This window comes from Lacipirellula sp. (assembly GCF_965279485.1).
GTDB lineage: Bacteria > Planctomycetota > Planctomycetia > Pirellulales > Lacipirellulaceae > Lacipirellula.
In genome coordinates this window covers 26,798-50,203 of record NZ_CBDIIC010000001.1, presented here as the reverse complement: position 1 = coordinate 50,203, position 23,406 = coordinate 26,798, and the positions used below count along the sequence as shown (strand labels likewise).

23 protein-coding genes are annotated in these 23,406 nt (G+C 63.9%); 15 read left to right on the top strand and 8 right to left on the bottom strand.

Going from position 1 to position 23,406, the window contains the following annotated elements; all coding sequences use genetic code 11:
- Positions 1–36 precede the first annotated feature (36 nt).
- The 3 genes from ACQY7R_RS00205 (at position 37) to ACQY7R_RS00195 (ending at position 1,761) form a co-directional block, all read left to right on the top strand.
- Positions 37–201 carry a hypothetical protein gene (locus ACQY7R_RS00205; protein WP_172992075.1) on the top strand — a complete coding sequence of 55 codons (165 nt, stop codon included), beginning with the start codon at positions 37–39 and terminating at the stop codon, positions 199–201.
- 57 nt (positions 202–258) lie between these two features.
- Positions 259–1,233 (top strand): GGDEF domain-containing protein, encoded by a 975-nt coding sequence (locus tag ACQY7R_RS00200; RefSeq protein WP_428303585.1) that lies wholly within the window; start codon positions 259–261, stop codon positions 1,231–1,233.
- Positions 1,234–1,437: 204 nt separating this feature from the next.
- Entirely contained in the window at positions 1,438–1,761 is a 324-nt protein-coding gene (locus ACQY7R_RS00195) for a DUF6793 family protein (RefSeq protein ID WP_152099470.1), read from the top strand.
- A 241-nt stretch (positions 1,762–2,002) separates the two neighbouring features.
- On the opposite strand, the gene ACQY7R_RS00190 is transcribed toward ACQY7R_RS00195, so the two are convergent.
- Positions 2,003–2,785: a hypothetical protein gene (locus tag ACQY7R_RS00190; RefSeq protein ID WP_428303584.1), complete on the bottom strand. Its 783-nt coding sequence runs from the start codon at positions 2,783–2,785 to the stop codon at positions 2,003–2,005.
- A 617-nt stretch (positions 2,786–3,402) separates the two neighbouring features.
- On the opposite strand from ACQY7R_RS00190, the gene ACQY7R_RS00185 reads away from it, so the two are divergent.
- Complete coding sequence (locus ACQY7R_RS00185; RefSeq protein WP_428303583.1) at positions 3,403–4,281, top strand: transposase; 879 nt, start codon at positions 3,403–3,405, stop codon at positions 4,279–4,281.
- A 144-nt stretch (positions 4,282–4,425) separates the two neighbouring features.
- Here ACQY7R_RS00185 and ACQY7R_RS00180 read toward each other — a convergent pair whose 3' ends face one another.
- The 3 genes from ACQY7R_RS00180 to ACQY7R_RS00170 all read right to left on the bottom strand — a co-directional run bounded on the left by ACQY7R_RS00180 (position 4,426) and on the right by ACQY7R_RS00170 (position 8,061).
- On the bottom strand, positions 4,426–5,037 hold the full coding sequence (locus ACQY7R_RS00180; protein WP_428303582.1) for a superoxide dismutase: 612 nt from the start codon (positions 5,035–5,037) through the stop codon (positions 4,426–4,428).
- Between the two features lie 293 nt (positions 5,038–5,330).
- On the bottom strand, positions 5,331–5,666 hold the full coding sequence (locus ACQY7R_RS00175; protein ID WP_428303581.1) for a hypothetical protein: 336 nt from the start codon (positions 5,664–5,666) through the stop codon (positions 5,331–5,333).
- 70 nt (positions 5,667–5,736) lie between these two features.
- Complete coding sequence (locus ACQY7R_RS00170; RefSeq protein WP_428303580.1) at positions 5,737–8,061, bottom strand: diguanylate cyclase domain-containing protein; 2,325 nt, start codon at positions 8,059–8,061, stop codon at positions 5,737–5,739.
- 327 nt (positions 8,062–8,388) lie between these two features.
- Here ACQY7R_RS00170 and ACQY7R_RS00165 point away from each other — a divergent pair, with 327 nt between their 5' ends.
- Positions 8,389–9,273: a fumarylacetoacetate hydrolase family protein gene (locus ACQY7R_RS00165; RefSeq protein WP_428303579.1), complete on the top strand. Its 885-nt coding sequence runs from the start codon at positions 8,389–8,391 to the stop codon at positions 9,271–9,273.
- A gap of 379 nt (positions 9,274–9,652) precedes the next feature.
- Here ACQY7R_RS00165 and ACQY7R_RS00160 read toward each other — a convergent pair whose 3' ends face one another.
- On the bottom strand, positions 9,653–10,117 hold the full coding sequence (locus ACQY7R_RS00160; RefSeq protein WP_428303578.1) for a hypothetical protein: 465 nt from the start codon (positions 10,115–10,117) through the stop codon (positions 9,653–9,655).
- A gap of 69 nt (positions 10,118–10,186) precedes the next feature.
- A complete protein-coding gene (locus ACQY7R_RS00155; RefSeq protein WP_428303577.1) occupies positions 10,187–10,699 on the bottom strand; it encodes a hypothetical protein in 513 nt (170 codons plus the stop codon).
- A gap of 338 nt (positions 10,700–11,037) precedes the next feature.
- Between ACQY7R_RS00155 and ACQY7R_RS00150 the strand changes: the two genes are divergently transcribed.
- The 10 genes from ACQY7R_RS00150 to ACQY7R_RS00105 all read left to right on the top strand — a co-directional run bounded on the left by ACQY7R_RS00150 (position 11,038) and on the right by ACQY7R_RS00105 (position 20,988).
- On the top strand, positions 11,038–12,213 hold the full coding sequence (locus ACQY7R_RS00150) for a DUF1207 domain-containing protein (RefSeq protein WP_428303576.1): 1,176 nt from the start codon (positions 11,038–11,040) through the stop codon (positions 12,211–12,213).
- A gap of 598 nt (positions 12,214–12,811) precedes the next feature.
- Positions 12,812–13,672: a hypothetical protein gene (locus ACQY7R_RS00145; RefSeq protein WP_428303575.1), complete on the top strand. Its 861-nt coding sequence runs from the start codon at positions 12,812–12,814 to the stop codon at positions 13,670–13,672.
- Positions 13,673–13,892: 220 nt separating this feature from the next.
- Positions 13,893–14,537, top strand: coding sequence for a lamin tail domain-containing protein (locus ACQY7R_RS00140; RefSeq protein WP_428303574.1), 645 nt, complete (start codon positions 13,893–13,895; stop codon positions 14,535–14,537).
- 237 nt (positions 14,538–14,774) lie between these two features.
- Complete coding sequence (locus ACQY7R_RS00135) at positions 14,775–15,386, top strand: PilZ domain-containing protein (protein ID WP_428303573.1); 612 nt, start codon at positions 14,775–14,777, stop codon at positions 15,384–15,386.
- 212 nt (positions 15,387–15,598) lie between these two features.
- Positions 15,599–17,590 (top strand): PAS domain S-box protein, encoded by a 1,992-nt coding sequence (locus ACQY7R_RS00130; protein ID WP_428303572.1) that lies wholly within the window; start codon positions 15,599–15,601, stop codon positions 17,588–17,590.
- Positions 17,587–18,222 (top strand): response regulator transcription factor, encoded by a 636-nt coding sequence (locus ACQY7R_RS00125; protein ID WP_428303571.1) that lies wholly within the window; start codon positions 17,587–17,589, stop codon positions 18,220–18,222. The genes ACQY7R_RS00130 and ACQY7R_RS00125 overlap by 4 nt, the downstream gene beginning before the upstream one ends.
- Positions 18,223–18,541: 319 nt before the next feature.
- The gene (locus tag ACQY7R_RS00120; protein ID WP_428303570.1) at positions 18,542–19,219 is read left to right on the top strand and encodes a response regulator transcription factor; all 678 of its coding nucleotides are present in this window, start codon (positions 18,542–18,544) and stop codon (positions 19,217–19,219) included.
- Positions 19,220–19,412: 193 nt separating this feature from the next.
- Entirely contained in the window at positions 19,413–19,664 is a 252-nt protein-coding gene (gene rpsR / locus ACQY7R_RS00115) for a 30S ribosomal protein S18 (RefSeq protein ID WP_232536124.1), read from the top strand.
- Positions 19,665–19,842: 178 nt separating this feature from the next.
- Positions 19,843–20,262, top strand: a complete 420-nt coding sequence (locus tag ACQY7R_RS00110; protein WP_152099483.1) for an acyl-CoA thioesterase — start codon at positions 19,843–19,845, stop codon at positions 20,260–20,262.
- Between the two features lie 51 nt (positions 20,263–20,313).
- Positions 20,314–20,988 carry an ABC transporter ATP-binding protein gene (locus ACQY7R_RS00105; RefSeq protein WP_428303569.1) on the top strand — a complete coding sequence of 225 codons (675 nt, stop codon included), beginning with the start codon at positions 20,314–20,316 and terminating at the stop codon, positions 20,986–20,988.
- A gap of 71 nt (positions 20,989–21,059) precedes the next feature.
- Here ACQY7R_RS00105 and ACQY7R_RS00100 read toward each other — a convergent pair whose 3' ends face one another.
- The gene (locus ACQY7R_RS00100) at positions 21,060–22,043 is read right to left on the bottom strand and encodes a DUF1559 domain-containing protein (protein WP_428303568.1); all 984 of its coding nucleotides are present in this window, start codon (positions 22,041–22,043) and stop codon (positions 21,060–21,062) included.
- Between the two features lie 48 nt (positions 22,044–22,091).
- Positions 22,092–23,372 (bottom strand): hypothetical protein, encoded by a 1,281-nt coding sequence (locus ACQY7R_RS00095; protein WP_428303567.1) that lies wholly within the window; start codon positions 23,370–23,372, stop codon positions 22,092–22,094.
- Positions 23,373–23,406: the final 34 nt, after the last annotated feature.

Genomic DNA, 23,406 nt, shown 5'->3' with positions numbered 1-23,406 from the left:
ATGCACGGAGCCGCGCGACCGCGAGCTTGAACTCACATGCGCACCTTCGATTCGATCGGTGAATGGATCAAACTCAGCCTGCACGATGGCTGGCGTTGGATTCTTGCGTTGAATACGCAGGAGTGGTTTCTGCTACTGGGGATCACCGCCGCGGCAGGCTTCTGCTGCATGCGCGGGTTCGGATCTCGCAACAGTTACTAGCGCCCGAACGCGGCCCGAAAATTCGTTCGCGGCGCGTCCCGGCAAATGGCGGATGCTATGACGCTCGCTCAACTCTTCTTAGACCACAACATCTACATCGACGCCACGGCCCTCGCCCTGGTGGCGCTGTTGGGCTACGCGTTCGGTCGCCGCACGCGCCAGGCGCAGTCGACGCCGACTGAGGTGACGCTCCTCATCGAGCTCGCCCGCGCGCAAAGCGTCGCCAAAGATCTCGAACACCTCGCCCAACGCCTCCGCACCGAAACCAACGGTCAACTCGCTTCCCTATCGGCCTTCCAAGGCCAGGTCGAAGCGATGCAAAAGGGCGCCACGGTCGCCGATTGGCGCCACCTCCGCCTGCAAGCCGACGCCCTCATGGGCCCGACGATGGCGCTCGCCAGTTCGCTGTCAGTCGCTTGCGATGAAATCCGCGACCACCAAAGCCGGCTGATGACGTTCGCAGAAGCCCGCGTCGATCGTGAAACGGGCGTCCTCAATCGCCGCGCCCTGGTCGAACACCTGCAAGCCCGCCTCTCGACGCCGAGCGAAGGCAAAAAGAAAGTCTCGCTCGTCCTGTGCAGCATCGACGTCGATCCGTACGCCGCCGCCCTCGACGGCGACGAGCAACTAATCGGCGCCGCTCGGCTCATCGAGCAATACGCCCGCGGCAACGACCTCGTCGCCCGCTATGGGCCGCAGGAGTTCGCTGTGCTGCTGCCGCGGACGACGCTCGAAGGGGGCCTGATCGTCGGCGAACGAATCCTCAAGGTGGTCGACGCCTCGCTCGAACGCCGCAGCTGGGCCGGCGTCGTCGAAGCCGAAATCGAAGAATCGTCCGAAGAGCTGCTCGCCCGCGCCGACGCCGCCCTCCGCGCCGCGGCCCGCGCCGAAGTGTCGACGCTCTTCCTGCACGACGGGTCCGCCGCGCGCCGGCACCCGTTCGAATTGCCGATGCATCGACCGCACGCGGCCGACTCGGCTCCCGGCGACGCCGCTCCTGAAGGCGAGTCGCTGTTCGACGTCGCGAACTAGCGCACGCCGCGATGCACGATCGCATTTCCCTCGGGAAACGCCCGGCAACGCGGCCCGCAAGTTGACTCGTCGCGTCTCTGTGTTCTAAATTGTCAGTGAGAGGCCGTAGTGGGTGCGTTCGCATCCCCCATACGCCGACGCCGGCACGATTCCCATCGCCACGCGATGTTCGCACCGCGTCGCTAGTCTTGAAAGGAGCTTGCCATGCCGCTATTCGAAGTCGAGACGGACAGCCATATCATCATCACCTGGGCGTCCGACAGCGACGAAGCGTCCGCCGTCGTGTCCAACGCGTACCCGCACGACACGGTCTTGCGGCTCACGAAGCGCCCCCGCGATACCTGGGTGATCTCCAAGAGCGCCTTGGGCCTCAGCGGCAAAAACGATCCCTGCAACACGGCTCGCGACTGTCTGTCGAAGTCGGGCGGCGACAAAGTCCACGCGATCCGGCTCTACATGCACGAAACCGGCTCTGACCTGGAGCAATCGCAAAAGGCGATCGAATCGAACATGGTGATGGGCTGGTAACCGGCCACATCGTTTGCTCGTTCGAGCATGGTAAAAGCAAAACTCGCGAGCCGGCGTCGACGCCAGCCCGCGAGTTTTTTATTTTGACTGCTTGAGCATCCCTAGCCCCGGGCTCCGCCCGGGGGTCGGCGTCCTTCGCGTAGGACAACGCCGATCGGTGTGGTTTGCGGCCCCCGGGCGGAGCCCGGGGCTAGAGGCGCAACATCGGCGCGCCATTCAACAACTTCGAATCGACGCTCGCTCACCAATAGCGATTCGAACCCGCAGGCGCCGTGCTTGCTGGAGCAGTCGTCGCCGCTGCATCGCCACTCGCGGCAGGCGTCGTTGTCGCCGGCGTGCTCGTCGGCGACGTCGGCAAGCTTGCCACGCTCATCGAGTAGCTGCTCGTCCCGCCCGGACGATACGATCCCGTCGGCGCCGAAGCGACTGAGGCGGTCGATGCAGGCGTGACCGGGGCAGGGGAGTAAGGCGCGGGCGTCGCCGCAGCCGGCGTCACTGGCGCCAAGTTCGCTGCGCCCGAAGGCGGTGCGCCGTACGGCGTGGCATTCGCGAGTTCCGTGGTCGGCGAGTAGCTGGCCGCAGCCGAGGCAACCGCACCCACGTCAGCGGCAGCTTGGCCGTAACGATCGCCCATCGCCGAGACGGTGCTCGCGACGGGCGTCTTTGGCGCTGGCGGCGAGGCTGGATTGTAAGGCCCGGTGGCGCCAGTCGCGCCCGTCATCGACGGGACGACGTTGGCTGCGACCGCGGAGGGCGTGAACGTCGGCGCGTCGGTGCTCGGGTAACCGCCGCTCGCAGCAGCGGTCGTGCCGCCGGCCGGCTTGCCCGTCCCGGCAGCCAGTTGCGTGGAGCTTGCTCCCGCCTTCTTCGCCGCGTCGGAAGGAAGTTCCGGCGCCGCGTGGGCGAGAGCCGTATCGCTCGTCTTGGCCGTTTTGGCCCAAGGCATCTTCGGGGCAGACTTGCAGCCGATCGACCCCGACGCCGTCAAAGCCAACAGGCTCAGCGTGAGAGCGGTCTTCTTCATGGCTTCCATGCCTCGTTGGTCGGGCGTCGGCCGTTCATCCTTGAACGACTGGCCCTGCTTGATTCGTGGGTATCGCCGTCGCGGGGTGACGGCGTCGGCGCGATACATCCTCGCGCAACGATCTCCTACTCGGACCTTCGGCACGAGCGGGTCGCCGCGATGAGGAAAAAACTAACGCTTGCAACGATTCTCTGGCGCCAGCACCTTTTGCTGAGCGCGGGGCGATTATAGGAGCGGCCCCCATAGCGTCAACGGCAGTTGCATGCATTCGTGAACGCGCCGGAACGCGAGTGGTGATAGCGAGAGACGTGAAACACGAAGTAGGACGAGCAGCACGGGCAACGCAATTTCGCTGTTAGTGGACGCGACCTCCAGAAGAATTTTGTGGCTCCCTCCCCCTTGAGGGAGCAACGAGCACTGTCGCCAGCGGCGGTCGAGCGCAGGCGGTAGTCTGTGCGAAGCACCGGGGCTGGGGAGGGGGTGGAACCCTGGTACACGCTGCCGCCCCCTCCCTAACCCTCCCCTCAAGGAGGATTATGCAACTGCTAGCAGCGTCTTGAAAAGAAGGAGTCCGCGTTCCACCTTGTCGGTAGCAAACCCCTGACAAGGAGAGTTTTATGGAACGCGAACTCTGGCTGGCACTTTACCTATTAGCGCGCGGATTGGACAAGCGTTGGGGAAGTTGGAAGTACTCGACGGCGGAGATTGTGGCGGTTTACTTCTGGGCGGTGGTGCACGATCGGCCGACGAGTTGGGCGGCGTGTGCCGAGGAGTGGCCGGCTGATCTGCGGCTCGATCCACTGCCGCCGCAGAGCACGCTCAGTCGACGACTGAAGCAGGCGGACGCCGTGGAGTTGTTGACGGCGGTAGAGCAGCAACTGCTGATCTTAATTGGTTTAGGGCGGCAGTGGATCCACATCATCGACGGCAAGGCCTTGGCGGTCAGTCCGATCAGTCAGGACCGGGACGCCGCCTGGGGTCGCGGCGCGAAGGGGAAGCAGAAAGGTTACAAGCTGCACGCCGTGTGGAATGGAGGGCCGTTGTTTACGACGTGGTCGCTCGCTCCGATGAACGTGAGCGAGAAGACCGTCGCGCGTCAGTTGTTCGAATCACTGCCAGGCGGCGGTTATCTGCTGGGAGATACGCAGTACGACGCGAACGGGCTCTACGATGCGGCGGCGCAAGCCGGGTTTCAACTCGTCGCCAAGAAGACGCCCAGTCGCGGTCGCAACGGCCTCGGCCATCGTCGCCAAAGCCCGAGCCGCCTGCGATCGATCGAACTGTTGGCCACGCCGTTCGGCCGCGAGCTCTATCGCGAGCGTGGCGCCATCGAGCGACAGTTCGGCGTCTTGGCAAGCACCGGAGGAGTCTTAGCCCCGCTGCCAGCCTGGGTGCGACGCTTCCACCGAGTCCGACATTGGGTGCAAGCCAAATTCATTCTCAACGGCCTCCGGTGGATCAAAATCCGGCAACCGGAACTGCTGGCACTTGCATAATCCTCTCAAGGGGGAGGGGACCTCAAAAGACTTGTTGAGTGCGCACGAAAAATGCGTCCCCCAGGCAACCGCCTGAGGGACGCATTCAATCATCTCACTATCGCCAGGCCGCCCGCACGAATCCGTACGAAGCCGGCCTCGCGACTAACCCTTCGCCTTCGCGTACCGCTCGCCCACAGCCTTCCAATCGATCACATTGAAGATCGCCGTCAGGTAATCGGGACGCTTGTTCTGGTACTTCAGATAGTAGGCGTGTTCCCACACGTCGATCCCCAGGATCGGCGTACGGCCTTCCATGTAGGGGTTGTCTTGGTTCGGGGTGCTCTCGACGAGCAGCTTGCCGCTCTTGTCGACGCTCAGCCACGACCAGCCGCTGCCGAACCGCGTGATCGCGGCGTTCGTGAGGGCTTCCTTCGCCTTGGCGAAACCGCCGAGCTCGGCGTTGATCGCGTCGGCCAGCGCGCCGGTCGGCTCGCCGCCGCCGTTCGGGCTCAGGATCAACCAAAACAGCGAGTGGTTGGCATGACCGCCGCCGTTGTTACGCACGGCGCCGCGGATCTTCTCGGGAATCGAGTTGATGTTGCGGCAGAGATCTTCGATCGATTGCTCCGGCACGTCCGAACCAGCGAGCGCTTCGTTCAGCTTGGTGACGTACGTCGCGTGATGGCGATCGTGGTGGATCTCCATCGTCAGCGCGTCGATGTGCGGCTCGAGAGCGTTCTTCGGGTAGGGCAACTCGGGAAGCGTGTAAGCCATGACTGTTCTCCCTCGTGTATCGTGACTGCGTCGAAAGCGACGCCCGTTCCGTGCGATCAATCGCCGAAAACAAGCCCCAGTTCATCCGGGGACGGCGAAACGCTCAAGATACCGGAGCGGCTAATGGCTGACAATTGCCGGCCAAGTGCCGGAGGCTCCCAGCGAATGAACGCAAGGCAAAGAGTGCCCGCGAATCTCGCGAAAGAACGCGAGTAGAAGAAAAGCCCACGAAATGATTCGCGACAATTCGCGCCATTCGCGGGCGTTCTCCGAATTCTAAATTAACGACCGCCTCAGTTCGCCACGCGATCCACGCGGCGCCGACCTGCTTGGTCGAGCAACAGCCGAATCTCGCGCTGCTGCTCGTGCAACAACTCAAGCTGCGCCGAAAGCGACTCCAGCAACAAATCGTCCTGCGACTGCGACTCCGTCGCCGTGTGCGAACTGTCGCGGCGGCTTCCGCGCTCCTTGAGCATCGGCATCGACTCGTCGGCGAACGCCGCGTCGACGGCATGCGGTTGCAGATCGATGTTCGCGTCGCTGCGCACCGGGCTCGCCATCGACCCGCGCGCCCGGCGCGAACCAACGATGCCAGTTCCCTCGGCGGTTTCTCGAATCTCTGCACGCATCTCGCATCTCCCCACGAATTGCCGGCGCTGCACGCCGGACTTGTTTGCACGATGACCTCGCCGCGGCCGCTTAGCGCGCCCCGGCCGGCAGCGGACGCACGTCGGCGTCGACTTCCTTGGCCATCAAGTAAGATTTCAAACTTTGCAGCGCCATCCGCGCCCGTTCCATCTGATCGTCCCGGCGACGGTTGCGCCGCTTTTTCGGACGAATCGACACCTGCACGACGGTCTGAGCGTAGCTCCCCGCCGCGAGGCCGAAGCTGTTGGTCTTCTCGAGCCGCTCTTCGCTGAACTCCAGCTCCAGGCGGTACGCGCTCGGCCGATCCGCCCGACGGCGATTCTGCCCCACGCGGTCGCTCGAAATCTCAATTTCCACGCGGTTATCGCGAATCGAAATAATCTTCGCTTTTTGATCGGTGACAAAGCCGCGGAGCTTCTCGATCGCGATGTCGATCGGCACTTCGGTCGTCAGCTTCGTTTCAATGAGCGGCGCCGAGCGGAAGAACCCGAAGTCCCACCACTTCTTTTTCGGCGCCTGAAGTTGTTCTTTTTTGCTGCCGAGTTGGACCACTTGGTTGCGTCCCTGTTCCTTCGCCATCAGCAGCGCGGAGTCCGAACGCCGCAGCAGCGTCTCGGGCGTGTCGCCCGATTGCAGTTGCGCGACGCCGAAGCTGGAAGTAATCTTCCGCGTGCCGAGGCTGGTGAAGCTCGCTTCCGCGACTCGCTTGCGAATGTTCTCGGCGCGTCCCGCGGCGTCGGCCATCGTGCAGTCGGCGCACAGCACGGCAAACTCTTCGCCGCCGTACCGCGCGACCAAGTCGCCCGATCGGCACGCCTGCGTCAGCACGTTGGCGACGGTGATAATCGCCTCGTCGCCCGCCTGATGGCCGAACGTATCGTTAATGCTCTTGAAATGATCGATGTCGGCCATGATCAGGCTGCAGGGGAGGCCTGCCTGTTCATGCGCTTCGATGAACAACGCCAGCATGCGGTCAAACTCCGCACGATTGGCGACCTTGGTCATCGGGTCTTTGGTGACTTCCGCATGGAGCGCTTCGCAGCGCTCTTCCAGCGAAACTTCCGGCTGCGCATCTTGCAGCAGCACGGTCGCCCCGCGCAGGTGTCCGTCGCGGCAGACGACCGGAATCGCGTGCAGGTCGATCGCCACATGCTCGCCTTGTCGGCCCAAAATTTCGAGCCGTTGCCGCAGCTGGGCGTGCGTCGCGATTGCTCGCGCCACGGGGCATGCATCGTCGCGCACCCGGCGGCCCGCCGTGTTGCACATATCGAGCAAGCTCGGCGTGAACTGCCGACCTTGCGCGGCCGCGCTGCTCACGCCCGTGAGCCGCTCGGCGCCCTTACTCCACAAGAAAATGTTGCGCTGCTCGTCGACGAAAATCACGCCGTCGTGCATCGAGTCGATCAACTGCTGCTCGAACAGCGAGCGATTGTCTTTCACCGCGGCCGGAGCGGCCGCGGGAGCTGCCGTCGGCGGCAGTTGCGACCACGGCAATTCGGTCTGCCGCTTGCCGAGCTCGTTCAGCCACCGCCCAGCGACTTGCTGCGTCAGCAATTCTTGATCGTGAGACAACAGCTCGATGAACTGATTCACCAGAATCGGATCGAACTGCGTCCCAGCGCCGACGAACAGTTCGTGGAGGGCCGCTTCCCGCGACAGCAGTTCGCCGCGCAACGGGTCGGCCGTCATTTGGTCGAATGCATCGACGATGGCGATCATCCGCGCTTCGAGCGGCAAGTCATCGCCGCCCACGGGAGACGCAGCGCCCAAGCCGTCGAACCGCCGGCCTGCGTAGCGAACCGCGTCGAGCACGCGCTGCGAACTGCAACAGCAAGCGAGGATATGCACCCCCGCCTCCCAATGCGTTTGCAGCATCGCCTCTTCTTCGGGCGTTAGTCCGCTGGTCTTCGTCAGCACGCCATCGGGAATCGAAACCTTCCCAATGTCGTGCAGCAGCGAAGCTGCCTCGATCGCGTCACGCGTCTCGTCGTCGAGTCGCTTATAGAGCGCCCAAGTGCTGCAGCCGAGCGCGACGCGCAAACTGTGCGACGCCGTCGGCGGATGCTTGTGCTGCAGCGCTGCATACAGGCCGCTCGCAAGTCCCAACCGCACCTGCACGAGCGAATTTTGATGATGATCGATCGGCCGCGTAGGCGCGGGCGCCGCCGGAGCCGGCGTCTTCTTACCGTTGTTACTGGCGCCGCGAGGCGCCGGCTTCGTTTCTGCCGTCGCTTCTTCGAGAGCACTCAGCAGCGAACTGATTTCCGCCACCCGCGACTCAGTCTCCAGCCGTCGCCGCGTCGAAAGGGCGCGCACGTCCACCGGCGACGCGTTCGTCGCGTTTGGATCGACAGAGGAGTGGTCGGTATCGGGCATAATTACGGTGGGCCGACCTGCTGAGGGTCGGATTGCGCAAAAACTTCACGGTTAGGACCTTCGGCCCGCTTAACCGTAGGTCACTCGCCCCCACCCGGCAAACTTCGCGGACACACAATTCTTGCGCAATCGCGCACGGTGAATACGCCCGACACGGCAGTAAGTGCAAGTGATAGGTGACGCTGGCGAACACGAACCGTTGCAACCGTCACAACCCGGTGCGCAGCCTCCTCGCCGTCCCCGTGCGTCCGCCGCTTGTTCCCGCGCACGCTCACCGATAGGCTGGCAGTTTCACCAACGACTTGGAATCACGCCTCGGAGACAGTCATGCGGCTTGTAACGTTTGAATCAAATGGAACGCCGCGGGCCGGCGGACTTCGCACCGGTTCCACCGGCGTCCTCGAGGTCGTCGACCTGCAAGTCCACGAGCCGTCGCTCCCTGGTTCGATCAAGGAGATCCTCGCCGCCGGCCCCGAGGTTTGGCCGACCGTACAGCGGGCCATCGCCGCCGAGCATTGCACGCCGTTCGATCAGGTGAAGCTGCTCGCCCCGATTCTCGATCCGCAGAAGATCATCTGCGTCGGCCTCAACTACGCCGACCACGCTGCCGAAACCGGCGCGCAAGCCGGCGACGAGCCGGTGATCTTCTGCAAGTTCCCGACGACGCTCCGCGGACCGGAAGCAGAGATCGAACTGCCGCCCGAATCGAACCAGGTCGACTACGAAGCGGAGCTGGTGGTCGTCATTGGCGCCCGCGCCCATCGTGTCAGCCGCGCCGACGCCCTCGCCCATGTCGCCGGCTACGCCTGCGGCAACGACGTCTCGGCCCGCGACTGGCAAAAGGGAAAGCCGGGCAAGCAGTGGCTCCTCGGCAAGTCGTTCGACTCGTTCGCCCCGCTCGGCCCCTGGATCGCCACGAGCGACGAGATCGCCGACCCGGGCCAGCTCGATATCACGATGCGACTCAACGGCGAGCTGATGCAAAACTCGAACACGCGGCAGCTGATCTTCCCGGTCGACTACCTGGTGAGCTACCTCTCGCACGTCTGCACGCTGCTGCCGGGCGACCTCATTTATACCGGCACGCCGTCGGGCGTCGGCTTCGCCCGCGACCCGCAAATCTTCCTGCAACCGGGCGACGTGTGCGAAGTCTCGGTCACCGGCCTCGGCACGCTGCGCAATAAGGTGCGCATCGAGACCGAGTACCACTAACAGAGCGCGTCGCCCCTCCTAGCCCCGGGCTCCGCCCGGGGGTCGCTTCCCATTCCGCAAGACGACGCCCCGCCCCAACCCTCCTGCCTCCGTATGCGAGAGCCATGTCCCGGAGGGACATCCGACAATAGCCCAGCACTTTAGTGCTGGGTAATCTGCCGTGAAGAACACGAAGCCCCGGAGGGGCGACTGAAGGCCGGCGTTTCAATCGCCCTTCCAGGGCTCACTTCCGCCAACCGCCACGAAACCCAGCACTAAAGTGCTGGGCTATTGTCGCGCCGTCCTTACGGAACGAATTGCCGGCGTTGCGATTTGCGCGAGCATCATTCGCTTGCTCGGTTCGACGCCGCAGCTCGCTTACGCGAGTCAACCACAACACCTACTCCACCGCCCGCAGCGCCCCCGCGAATTTCGCCAGCGCTTCCGCCGGCTCCAAGTTAAAAATCACGCGCCCATCCGTGCCCCACGCGTGCCGACGATACACAAACGTCGCCGTCGCCGAGCGGAGATTGCCGACCGCTTCAACCTCCTCCATCCCGCCCCCCTCGATCGCCGCGAAGCTAACGGTCGCCGCCACGAGCGCGACAAGCTCCCCCGTCGCCGTATCCACGGCAAACAGCGGCGCCCCCTGCAGTTCGCAGCCGGTCCACCGCAACCCGCGCGGCTTGCCGCTTAGCGAAGCGGCTTCCAGGAAGCGTTGCGCCAGCTCAGCCTGCAGTCCGCTGAACTCCCGCATCGCCGCCGAGCGTTTCGCCGCCCGCCCGCGCTGCACCAACTTCCACACGACGTACAGCACCGCCGCGCAGGCAATCAGAGCGCCGACAGATTTAAACAACAGCGTCATACCGCCAAGCTCCCCCGCCGAGCCGGGCGACAAGATCGCCGTCGAATGCTTCGACCGCGACGAACCGGCTTAACGCCACGTCAGGTTGTCGTCTCGCTGCGCCGCCGCCGGCGCCGCCATCTGCTGCGAGAAGCTCGGCTGCATGTAGCTCACCGGCCCCGCGCTCGGTGCGGGCGTCGGCGTCGGCGCCACATACCCTGGCCCGTAAGCTCCGCCCGGTCCCGGAGCCACATAGCCCTCAACGCCGTGACTTCCGGCGCCATAGCCAACCGCACCATTGCAGCCGCAGCCCGCTCCGCCGCTAGCACCGTAGCACCCTATCGGAGCGTACGGGGCGGGGCAAGAGAGTCCGCACCCGCCCGGCCACTTCACCCGCCGCGGCCCGTTGCTCACGCACGCCGCGCCCGGCGTGAAGATCATCGGAGCGTGATGCCCCGGGCCATAGCCGTAACCCCACCACTGGGCGCAGGTGCTCGGCAGCGGCGGGCAAACGGGCGTTAGCGCCGCCGCTTCGCCAGCAGCCCCCGCCAGGCCGCAAATCGCCAACAGCCCCGCCGCCAGTTGCATCCGAGTCGACTTCATGGCACGCCCGACGGTAATAGAGAGAGCACGACGTTCTCTCCCAACATCGAACCGCCGCCGCTCCCCGCAACCGGAAACCATCGCGTGATAGCGTGACCGTTGCGATCTGCCAGCACGCCGCCAACCCGCAAGGTTTCACCCCTTTACGCACGTAGAACGCGCGCGTCCAAGTTTTATCGATTCTCCGCCCTGGTGCGGTTATTCGCGTTGTTACGGACGCTCTCAGCACGCCGATAACAGGGGTAGAACCGATTGCTCCGCCCCAGGCCTTCCCGCGGCTCGGGGCGGAGCTCGGCTGCCCGAAGACCCACCGCGCCACCCAGGGCGCCCACAATCCGATGAAACTTCACCACCCGCTGACGGCAGCGGTTGCGGCTTGGCTCTGCCTTGCCCCGACCTACTGCCTGGCCGACGCCCCCTCGTCGGCAAGCGCTGCAACCACCGAGGCAACCGCCGCCGCCGACAACGACGACGAAGGCTGGTTCGACGGCTGGAAGCCGCGCTTCATCACTGAACGTTTCGGCCGCGGCCGCAAAGAAGCCGCGCCGCCCGACGGCACGATCGTCCTCACGGGCGGCCAAGAAGCATTGCCGCCGCTCGGCCCGATCAACGAACCAGGCCTCAACGATCCCTACGTCTCCGGCTCGCTCGGCGCCGCCAACGGCATGGGGCAACAGCTCCCCGCTTACACCGACATTCCCATGCCGCGCGACGGCGGCGGCTACTACTCCGGCACCACCGGCCTCGTCAGCGGCCAACCCTACACCTGGCAAGTCATGCCGCAAGGCTTGATCTATCGCTCTTACCTCGCCGGTGAAAAGGAATCACGCCTCCGCTCCTTTTGGTACGGCGAACGCGGCCGCGCGCTGTGGGATCTCACCCTCGGCGGCAACGTCGGTCTCATTCGCTACGGCACCAGCGGCACAGCGCGGCCTGAAGGTTGGCAACTAGGCCTCGAAGGCGCCGGCCTCGTCCGCCTCGACGTCGACCAGAACCGCGACGTCGACTCCGACGACTTCCGCGGCGGCTTGCCGATCACCTGGGGCGACTCGGTTCACCAAGTGAAAATCGCCTACTACCACCTCAGCTCGCACCTCGGCGACGAGTACTTGCTGAAGCACCCCGGCTACCCGCGGCTCAACTACAGCCGCGACTGCATCGTGTGGGGTCACTCGATGTACACCACTGAAAACTTCCGCGTCTACGGCGAAGTCGCCTACGCAGTCGTCTACGACGTCGGCAAGCCGTGGGAGTTCCAGCTCGGCTTCGACTGGGCGCCCGGGTACGCCACCGGGAAGCATGGCGCCCCGTTCGTTGCGTTCAACGCCCACCTGCGTGAAGAACACAACTTCGGCGGTAACGCCGTCATCCAAGGCGGTTGGGCGTGGCGCGGCAGCCCGTCGTCCGGCCTGTTCCGCGTCGGCATGGAATACTTCAACGGCAAGGACGACCAGTTCTCATTTTACGACGACAGCGTCCAAAAAATCGGCGGCGGAATCTGGTACGACTTCTAGAGGATAGAAGCACCGCCACGTGAAATCGAAGCATCCGCGCCAGCGGAAGCCAGCCCGCACCATCTCGACCACCCCCTCCGGCCGCGGCAGCGATTCCCCCTCGCTCCGCGGCCTTCTTGTTTCTATTCCGCAATCGCGCCACCAGTAGCCGCGGGTCAACGCCCCCGCCGGAGCGAAACTCGATTCGCGTCGCCCCTCGCACTTCTTCTCCCGGGCTCCCACGCGACGCGTCAATCCCCAAATATCTGCCACACGTCCATTTTCTTAGCCCCCGGTCCTTCAAACCGGGGGCGAGACGCTGCGCTAAACGGGGTCGGGGGCCTTTTGCCACTGGCGACGTTCCACTGAATTGACGCCCCCTAGTGGCAAAAGGCCCCCGACCCCTTCTCACGCCGCAATAAAATATGCGGTGGCCAAATTTAGTTGTCGAAACTAGGCCACCAGTTTTGCTAACGTGAACTCGCGTCCGTGAAGTGCACATTCTAGCCCCGGGCTCTCCCCGGGGGTCGCGCACCGCCGGACGACGCGAACCAACACGGCCAAGTCACCCCCGGGCGAAGCCCAGGGCTACAACGCATTCACACAGGGGGACCTTCCAATGCAACGTCAATACATCCGCCAGCGCGAACGCGTCTTCACCGAAGAAATGAAGGTGAAATTCTGCGAGCTAGTCCGCAAGAGCTACTCACTCGCCGAAGCCGCCCAAGGCGTCGGCGTCACCCTTCGCACGGTCCAGCGCTACCGCCGCGAAGAAGAAGATTTTGACCAAGAAGTGCGGATGGCGAAACTCGCCAAGCCAGACCCATTAAAGCTGATGGAGTCGGCCGCCAGAACGCATTGGCGGGCCGCAGCCTGGCTGCTCGAACGCACCAAACCCGAAACCTACGCCCGCAAGCGGGGCGACCTCGCCTCCGGCCTGAAAGTCACGAAGGCGCTGCGACTCATGATGGAAACCGCGCTCGCCAACACGCCGGAGGAAGCCCGCAGCGAGCTCTTCAAGCACCTCGATAAAACCTACGAACACGTGCTCGACTGCTGCTTCCCGAGCCTCGGCCCCTGGGACCGCCCGCGCGATCCGAAAATGGCCGACACGCCCATCGTCTTCCGCGAACGCGCCAAGTCGGCGCCCGTGATCCACAACTACGGCCTCGGCACCCCCGACGAATGGTCCTTCGCCGCGCCGCAACCAACCTTAGCCCCCGGTTCTTCAAACCGGGGGCCCAACGCTACGCCGCCCAACGTAGGGTGGGTGCTCGCACCCACCACGCCCAGCGAGGAGCAAGTCGCCCCACCGCTGACCGAACAACCTCCAGCGCAATCAACGACCTCCTGCAATGCCGCACCAAACGAACCCGAAACGGCAAAGGTGGGTGCGAGCACCCACCCTACCGAGTTCGCGTCTCGCACCTCACCCCAAGTCAAAAACCCATCCTGCGCAACCCACGCACCATCCGCTTAATGTCGCCAAAAATGCAAAACGCGACACTAAAACGCGACATGCGACACGACAGGCCACGCGTCGCCTCGCCCCCACGGGCCGCGTAAGCCGCCGCGACGCAGCCTTCATCGGCCCCCCATCCGGCCTTAACAGGCTCTTCACTCGCCGTCGTTAGCATCGCCCACGGGCGGTTGCACGTTGCGGCTGCGCACATCGTGGACTTCGACGAAGAGGGATGCTCATGAAGCGGTCGTTAACCATTTGCACGTTGGCCATCGCGGCCCTGTTGACGGGGCGCGCCGACGCCGCGATCCAGATTACCGAGTGGATGTACGCCGGCGCCAACGGCGAGTTTATCGAATTCACCAACACCGGCGCGACGCCCGTCGATCTCACCGGCTGGAGCTACACCGACTCGGCCCGCACCCCGGGGCAGGTCTCGCTTGCCGCGCTCGGCACAGTCGCTGCCGGCGAATCGTTCATCGTCACCGAAGCGGCCGCTCCGACCTTCCGCACCGCCTGGAACCTGCCGCTCAGCGTGAAGGTCTTCGGCGATAACGTCGTCAACCTCGGCCGCGCCGACGAAGTGAACATCTACAACGGTACGACGCTCGTCGATCGCCTCACCTACGACGACCAAGGCATCGCCGGCTCGATCCGCACGCAAAACAAGAGCGGCATCCCCTCGTCGCTCGCCGCCCTCGGCGCCAACAACGTGCTGCAGTGGCAACTCGCTGCGAACGGCGACAGCTTCGGCTCGGTCGCCAGCGTCGGCGGCGACCTCGGCAACCCGGGCCGCTTCACGCTCGTCCCCGAACCGGCGACGCTCGCGCTCGCCGGCCTCGGCGCCGTGGCGATCGCCGCGCTCCGCCGTCGGGCCAGCTAGTCTCGACAGCTAAAACAAAGACTCCTGACGGAAGCCGTCGCATAGCACCCGCTGTGCGGCGGCTTCTTTTTTTGCGAGTGCACGAGGCTGCCCGCCCGCACCGATTCTGCCGGTTGCATCGCCCCGCCGCGCATCATCCCTCTGCATGGCGCCACATCGCACGATTCCGTCGCCCAGCGCAAGCCTAGACTTTGGCTCCCTGGTAATAGACCACCGCGCCGCAGCCGATCGCTCGCCATGTCCAAATCGCCCTACGCCATCGACCGCCGACAGGGCAGAAACGGCATCGACTCGTGCGGCGCCTGCGGCTCGAGCATCGCCCTCGTCCACCCCACGCCCGATCATCCCGCGATGCCTTGGCGTTGCCGCGCGTGCGACGCGCTCTACCTCGCGGCCCCGCAAAAGCGCATGGGCACGACGTTCCAGGGAGGCGTTCGCCAGGCCTTCTACATGGACGTCATTGAGCGGGCCGCGCTCGCCGCTCCCAATCAGCAGCACGAACTGTCGAGCGAAGACCTGCTCCAACTCCAACAGTGCACCCGTCGCGCCGCACGCAGCGGCGAGTCGCGGAGCCAGTTGCGCTACCCAGTCGTCACGCCGGTCTCGATCGTGCCGCTGGCCGCCGACTTCCGCATCGCCGGCCCACGGACCACCGCCCACACGATCGACGTCAGCTGCGGCGGACTCGGGCTGTCGACGTCCGCCCCCACGTCAGCCGCGTACTTGGCTGTGGAGTTTTTGATCGAAAGCATCTCGATGCCCGCCGTCATTCTGCGGCCCGTACGCCGCGAGGGTGGTGGCCAGGAATTCACCGTGGCAGGCGAGTTCGTTTGCCGGATACAATACTGACGTGGCGAGAATTGGCTCGGGCGTTCCCCAGGCCGCACAGTTTATCAGGCCTGACGATCGATTCCGGGAAATAGAGTTGCCGCGCGAGCGGCAGCCGCCACAATAAGGCACGCGGTGAGTGGCAGCCGCTCGATAGACCAACGACTGCTGCCGGCGATCGCTCCCCAAATGGGGTGTGCGCCGCACGCTTCTCTCTTCAACCTGAAAGTCCTGTGGCCCCATCGCGATCCACAACCGACTCAGCCGCCGATCCGGCGTCGCTTATCGACGGCTGGTGCGACATGCTCCAGCGCGAGCGGATCTTTTTCCGCATCGATGCCAAGGACCGACTCCTCGTGGTTTCGCCTTCGGTGCAGGAACAGATGGGCTATGACGCCGACGAACTCGTCGGCCGCGACTACCACGACTACTTCGACGTCGACCATCCGCTGCTGGCGAAATTCCTCGACGCCTCCGGCCGCTTCATTCAATACGATCCCCCGGGGCTCCGGCGGTCGATCGGTCGGAAGCATAACGGCGAGTTGATTTACCTGATCCTCCGCGAGCAACCTACCCCTAGCGAGGACGGCCCCGCCACCGACTACATGGCGGAGGACCTGACGGTCCGCGTCCAAGCGGTGCTGACGATGCAAGACAGCGAGCGCCGTTACCACCGCTTGGTCGAAGGCCTCCGCAACGACTACATCATCTACTCCCGCGACGCCGAAGGCCGCATTACCTATGTCAGCCCGTCGACGAAGAACATCCTCGGCTACGAGCCGGAACAAATGATCGGCGTCTACGCCCGCGACACCTACGCCGATCCTGCCGTTGGTCGCGAACTGATCGACAAGTTCATCCGCGACGCCGAAGCGGGACGGCGAGCCGTTCACACGGAACGGATCGAAGTTCGCCACCACAACGGCAGCGTCCGCGTGATGGAGATCGACGAGTGGCCCGTCTTCAACGATGAAGGCCGGATTACTTCGGTTGAAGGGATCAGCAAAGACGTCACCGAAGCCGACGCGATCGACCGACGCATCCGGAGGTCGAACGAAGATCTCGAACGGCGGGTCGCCTTCCGCACCGGCGAGCTCACCTCGATCAACGAAGAGCTCCGCGCTAACGAAGCCCGCTACCGCGACGTCATCGAAACGCTGAACGATTTCATCGTGCGTTGGAAGCCGAGCGGTGTGAGGACGTTCGTCAACGAGGCGTTCTGCCGGTTCCACAACCTGCAGGCCAGCGATCTCGTCGGCACCAGCTTCGTCCCGCAGATCCACCCCGATACGCAAAGCATTTTCCACGCCGCCCTCGATTCGATCACCCCGCAGAACCCTTCGGTCAACTACGAGATCCGCGTCGCGCGACGCGACGGCAGCTGGCCTTGGGTGCAGTGGAACACTCGCGCGAAGTTCACTCCCGAGGGCGAGATCGCGGAGTACCAATCGGTCGGCCGCGACGTCACGGCGCTCAAGGCCGCCGCCGACCTGCTGCGTCAGAAGGAAGCCCATCTCGCGCATCTCTCGCGATTAGCGACGATGGGCGAAATGGTCGCCGGCATCGCGCACGAAATCAACCAGCCGCTCCATGCCGCGAAGACCTTCGCCGAAGCCGCGCGCCGCAATCTGCAGACCGGGGGACCGGGCAAGGTCGAGAAGGCCATCGAATGCGCCGAAGAAATTTCCCAAGCCATCACGCGCACCGTCGGCATCATCCGCCGGCTGAGGGAGTTTACGAAATCGCAGCCGTTCGAACTCGAAGCGTTCCAAATCAACTGCATCGTCAAAGAGGCTACTGAACTGGCGGGCTACGTCATCCGCCGCACCAGCGCCGTCGTGCGGCTGCAACTGGCGGAGAACTCGCCGACGATCCTGGGCGATCGCATTCAGCTTGAGCAGCTCGTGGTGAACTTGATCATCAACGCCTGCGAGGCGATGGAGCACACGCCCGCCGACGAACGAGTGATCACTGTCCGCACCCGCGTAAAAAACAAACAGCTTGTGCTCTCTGTGGTGGACGCCGGCAGCGGCGTCGACGACGCCGGCATGATTCGCCTGTTCGAAGCCTTCTTCACCACGAAGCAAGAAGGCATGGGCATGGGCCTTGTCCTTTGCAAAAGCATCGCCGAAGCGCATGGCGGCGATCTACGGGCCGAACGCAACGCCGACGGCCCCGGCATGACCTTTATTCTCACGTTGCCTATTTCGGGAGACCATTCGTGAGCGATGATCAACCCACGGTGTACGTCGTCGACGACGACGCCCAGGCTCGTAAAGCAGTGACGACCCTTATCGAAGCGATGGGGGTGGCCACGCTAGGCTTCAACTCCGCCGAGGAGTTCCTCACAGGCTACGACGGCCGACGCCCCGCCTGCCTGGTGACCGACGTCCGCATGATCGGGATGAGCGGTTTAGAACTGCAAGAAGAACTGATCCGTCGCGGCGTCGATATCTCCGTCGTCGTTCTAACCGGCTTCGCAACGACCCCGGGCACGGTCCGCGCGATGAAAAACGGCGCGTTAACGCTGTTGGAGAAGCCTTGTCGCGACGATGAACTATGGGAAGCCATTCGCGACGGCCTGACGGCCGATCGCGCGGCTCGTTCGGCTCAGGCAAACATCGGCGAGATCCAAACCCGCTTCGACAACCTCACCGTGAAGGAGCGAGACGTCCTCTCGCACGTTGCCGCAGGTGAAGCAAATAAAGTGATCGCGCGGCGGATGGACGTCAGCCTGCGAACAGTCGAGCTCCATCGACAAAATGTTTTTCAAAAGATGGGCGCCGATTCGCTCGCGGAACTCGTGCGGATGGTCGTCGCATTAGAAGGAGAGAAGAAGCCGCCTGCCGGCAGTTAGAACCTGACAGTCGACGTTGACCCGAGGTACAGCGCTCGCGCGGCGTCGATCGAGTCGACTGCTTAATGCGGAGAGCGGCGAGTCCCCTGCGGCAAGCCGCACCCAAACGACGGTTTCTCCTGATACGCCTGCTAGCCGAGGCATGTATTATTGGATTAGTCAATGGCGTCCGCAGCGGTCGTCCTACCTGGCTGCCTGCATCAAACCCAAGGGGCCTCCCATGTCCCTCCCGCCCACTACCAGCCGTCGTTCTCGCCGCGATGGCGCCGAGTTGGCCCAGCTGCTCGAATCGAGGAGCCAGGCCCAACCAGTCCCAGAAATGTCAGATCCTATTGTATTTGTGGTCGACGACGACGCCCAAGCCGGGCGAGCCGTCTCCGAGCTGGTCCGGACGTTTAATTACGAAGTCCGGACGTTCCAGAATCCGCGCGACTTCCTCGAAGCGCTCCAGGAACTCGACGACTACCAAGTCGGTTGCGTCATCACCGACCTGCGCATGAGCGGCGTCGACGGCATGGAGCTCCTCCAACGCCTGAACGAACGCTCCTCGACGCTGCCGGTGATCATCATTACCGCCTACGCCGAGACGTCGACCACGGTCCGAGCACTGCGCCGCGGGGCAGTCGCAGTGCTTGATAAGCCGTTCCGCGACGACGAGCTGTGGGGCTTCATTCAAGAAGGCGTTTCACGCAGCGTCAGCGAAGTCAGCCGCACCCGCCGCCAGCAAGAGCTGGAAGAGCGGTTCAAGCGCCTCTCGCCGCAGGATCGCGAAGTCCTGAAGCTGATCATGGAAGGTTCCAAGAACCGCACCATGGCCAAGCGGCTAGACGTGAGCCTCCGGACGATCGAAAATCGCCGCCGGCGGATTTTCGACGTGATGCAGGCCGACTCAGTGGCCGAATTAACCCGCATGGTGGTGGAATACGAGTACCGCCTGCCAGCCACCTCGCCCTCTGAGGAAACCTGGCTCCACTTACCCTTCGAACGGGTCGCCTAAGGAGCCGCGGGGCAACGCCCCCGCCGGAGCGGCAATCAAACCGCTCCGACCCAAGCTTGCCGCTACCCGTAAAAATCAACGCAACCCGGCCCCACAACGCATCTTGCGTCCCCGGGGGGGCCTCGCTACAATACAGGGCTCTGCTAGCCAAACGTTTGGCTAGCACCATCGATTCACCGTATACCGTTCAGCTATGATTCCCGAGCGCAAACCGACCTCGACCCGCCGCGTCGTCAAGAAAGACCCCGTCTGCGTGGATGGCGTCCGCCCCCGGCCGATGTTCATCGACTACAAGGATCTTGACCTGCTGAGCAAGCTGACCAACCGTCACGGCCGCATCGTTAGCCGCCGCAAGACCGGTTGCCACGCTTCGAGCCAGCACGCTGTGGCCAAGGCGATCAAGCGGGCCCGCTTCATGGGTCTGATGCCGTACATCGGCGGCTAAAGCAGCTAGTGATCGGTTACTGGTGATCGGTGATCGGCGAAGATCGAAGCTATCGGCTTCTCTTTCCGATCACCAATCATCGAACCCCGGTAACTAGTCTGGTGATGAGCTTGCGCTCCTGTTGAGCGTCTTGCATTACCGATCACCAGTCACCGATCCCGGATCACCCTTCTCGCACATGCCCGAGCCGTTCCACACGTCGCGTCTGGTTGAATTCCACGACACCGACATGGCCGGCATCATGCACTTCGCCTCGTTCTTCATCTACATGGAGTCGGCGGAGCATGAACTCTATCGCTCGCTGGGGCTGAGCCTGCACACCGAGGTCGACGGCGAGCTCATCAGCTTTCCCCGCGTGAGCGCCGCGTGCGACTACTCGTCGCCGGCCCGCTGCGAGGAGATTCTGGACATCGCCGTCTCGGTCACCCGCATCGGAACGAAAAGCATCAGCTACGAGTTCCGCTTCACCCGCGCGGGAACGCTGCTCGCCATTGGCAAGATGACGAGCGTCTGCTGCCGCGTGGTCCACGGGCAGCCGCCCGTCTCGCGGCCAATTCCCGCGGAGATCGCCGACGGGCTGCGTAAGTACGCGATGTAGATTAAACCGACGCTTCGTGTGGCGGCTGCCAGCACTCGCTACAATGCGGCCATGCCCACGCTCAACGCTTCATCGCTCGCGAAGTCGTACCCCATCGCCGACGGCGAGCTCGTCGTCTTGCGCGAAGCCACGCTGCAGTTGGAGCGGGGCGAGTCGGCCGCGATCGTCGGCCCCAGCGGTTCGGGCAAGAGCACGCTGTTGTCAATCCTTGGTACGCTTGAGACGCCCTCAACCGGAACGTACGAACTCGGCGGCGTGGCGCCGTTCGGTCTGAGCGAGCCGGAACTGGCGAAGTTCCGCAGTCGGCAGGTCGGCTTCATCTTTCAGGACCACCACCTGCTGCCGCAGTGCTCGGTGCTGGAGAACGTCCTCGTGCCGATGCTCGCCGATGGCGCTGCAGGACCAGCCGATGTGGAACGGGCGGAGCAACTACTCGATCGCGTCGGCCTCGCTGAGCGGCGGCACCATCGGCCCGCCCAACTCTCCGGCGGCGAACGCCAACGCGCCGCGATCGCCCGCGCCCTGCTGCGAGAGCCAACGCTTCTGTTGGCCGATGAGCCGACCGGCAACCTCGACCGCCACACGGCCGACGCGATCGTCGACCTGCTGCTTGAGCTGCAAGCCGAGCGGAACGCGATCCTAATCGCCGTCACCCACAGCGAGCCCTTGGCAGCACGCCTCCAGCAGCGCCACACCCTCAACGACGGCCGCCTAGAACGCCAGTAGCCGCGGGTCGACGACCCGCCGGAGCGAACCTCGAACAAGGCAGCCCCACCGCGCGCGTTCTTGCTCGATCGCTAAAACGTCGCCGGCAGAATCTCATCCCCTGCCCGCGTCAGCAGCGCAATCCCCACGCCCATCTCCACCTCTTGGGCAATCATCGTCACGTGCCCGTCAGCAAAGCAGAAGGGCGCCCCGCCGACGTGGAAGCTGTAGATCTCGGTGAGGTTGGTGTAGTTAATGAACTGGGCGTTGTTGTTCACGGTGAAGCCGTTGTCGGGATCAGCCCAACCGACGCCTTCAGCGACCGCTACTTGATTCCCCTGCGGATCACCTTTCTGCCCCTTCGTGTAGCGATCGGGCTTGCCGGCTCCTTCAGAGATGAGCAGCGTATTCGAAGTCCCGTCGGTGATCTCCTTGAGGCGGCACGGAGGACGCGTGAGGACTTTGGTGAGCACGCCGATCACACGATCGCTGTTGTCGTCCATGCCGTCGAGGTCGCCAGGGTACGGCCCGAGCGAGGGCTGGGCGGAGTTCCATGCAGTCGCGCGAACTCCGTTCGTGCAACCGTAGTCGCCCGCAGCCGGCTTGAGCGCAGAGGTAAAGTTGGCGTCGAACCGATCGCCTTCCGCCACGCTGGGGCAGCGGAAAAACGAGATCGGCGCGCTCACTGCTGCGCGATTGTCCGCACTAAACCAAGCCTTCTTCAAATCATATTGGCTCGCAATGCTCGCCTGCTCCGCGTAGGGGAGGGCGACCGCTTGCCACGAGTGGTCGTTGCTCTTCGACGAGGTCCGATCGGCAACGTCGTGCTTGCCCGTATCGGCGGGATTGACGTTCCAACGGCCGCGAGGAAACGCACCGCGGGCGCTCTCGTAGTTGAGAAGCGAGAGCCCCATCTGCTTCATGTTGTTGAGGCACTGCCCCCGCCGCGCCGCTTCTCGCGCCGCCTGCACCGCCGGCAACAGCAACGCGACCAAGACGCCGATGATGGCGATCACCACCAGTAGTTCGACAAGCGTGAATCCAGCCACGCCGCGAAGAGAATTGCGAGTACGCATCGCGCGAAAATGTTCCTGTGAGTGTTCTTAGCAAGCCGCTTAGTGCAGCTATTGACGACGGCGGCGACGAATAAACCCAACAGCAGCCATCGCCGCCAAGCAGGCTGTGCTACATTCCGGCACCGCGGCGACCGCCACGGTTCCTGCAGCGCCAAACGCGCCGCGCCACACGGCGAGGTCCGCCCCATCCACCACGCCGTCGCCGTTCAAATCACCGTCGGTAAGCGAGGGTTGGGCCTTTCCAAAGCCACGCTGCCAAGCCAGAAAGTCGCTGCCATCGACGACGCCGTCGAGGTCCGCATCGCCCGTCTTCAGCCAGCTTCGCAGCGGCGAGAGGTCTTGCACGCCGCTGCCGCTGCTCCAGATGTTCGGCTCGCCGAACGAGCTCGACGAACCATCTTGGTAGTTGTTCAGCCACGTATCGAGGTACTTCTGCTGAGTGGCGCTCGAGCCGACGGCGAAGCCTTCGAGCCGCACGATTTCCTGCGAGTTGACGCTCCAGTTCGCAGCAACCGGCTGCCCCGTGATCGGGCTCACCGCGGTGACGCCCGTACCGGTTTCACCGAGCGGCCCTTGAACGATGTTGCCGGCGGCGTCTTTGATCGTCCACTGCCAGCTATCGTTATTCACCGCGTAAAGGCCCGCTTCACCAGAGCCGATCGGCAACGGGTTGTTAGGATCGCCGTTGACGACACTGCCGGTGAAATTGAAATACTTGAAGCTATTGTCGGGGTTCTGTTCGCCGGCCCAGATGTTGATGTTCCAATCGCCCGCGGCGCCACCGCCATTGGCGAGCGGGTTCCAACCAACATTGGTCGAGAAGTCCTTGAGCGTGTGGACGGCGGGGTTGTAGTCTTCGCCGCGTTGCTGTCCCAGGCCGGCGATACCGCCCATGCGATCGAGGCCGCCGTTGAGGTCGCTCCCCGGCTGATACCACGCCTGCTTCCACTCGTTGATCGTCAACATCGTGCCGACTGGCACGGCGGCCCAGAGCGGGTCATTGGTGAACGTGATCGTTCCCGAGCCGTACTGGTTTGGATCGGCGGGATCTTGCTTGTCGTAGGCCCATTCGAACTTCCAGCCGCGCAGGTCGAGCGTGTTTTTGAACTTCCCGCCGCCGAGTTCGTCGCCCTGGACGGTGATGAATTCGAGCCAATTCTGGCCGTTGCCCTGAAGTCGGCCGAGCGCCGTGTCGAACTTGTTTGACTCGAGGAACTTCGAACCAGTGACCGCGTTCGCTTCGTTCAGCATGAACGAGTTACGCACAGCGGCCGAGGCCGTGGAAGAAACGCATAGAATTGCCGCACACCACAGAACGAACCGCCGCATTACCGCTCCACGCTAACGAGTGCCTGCTTCCAAC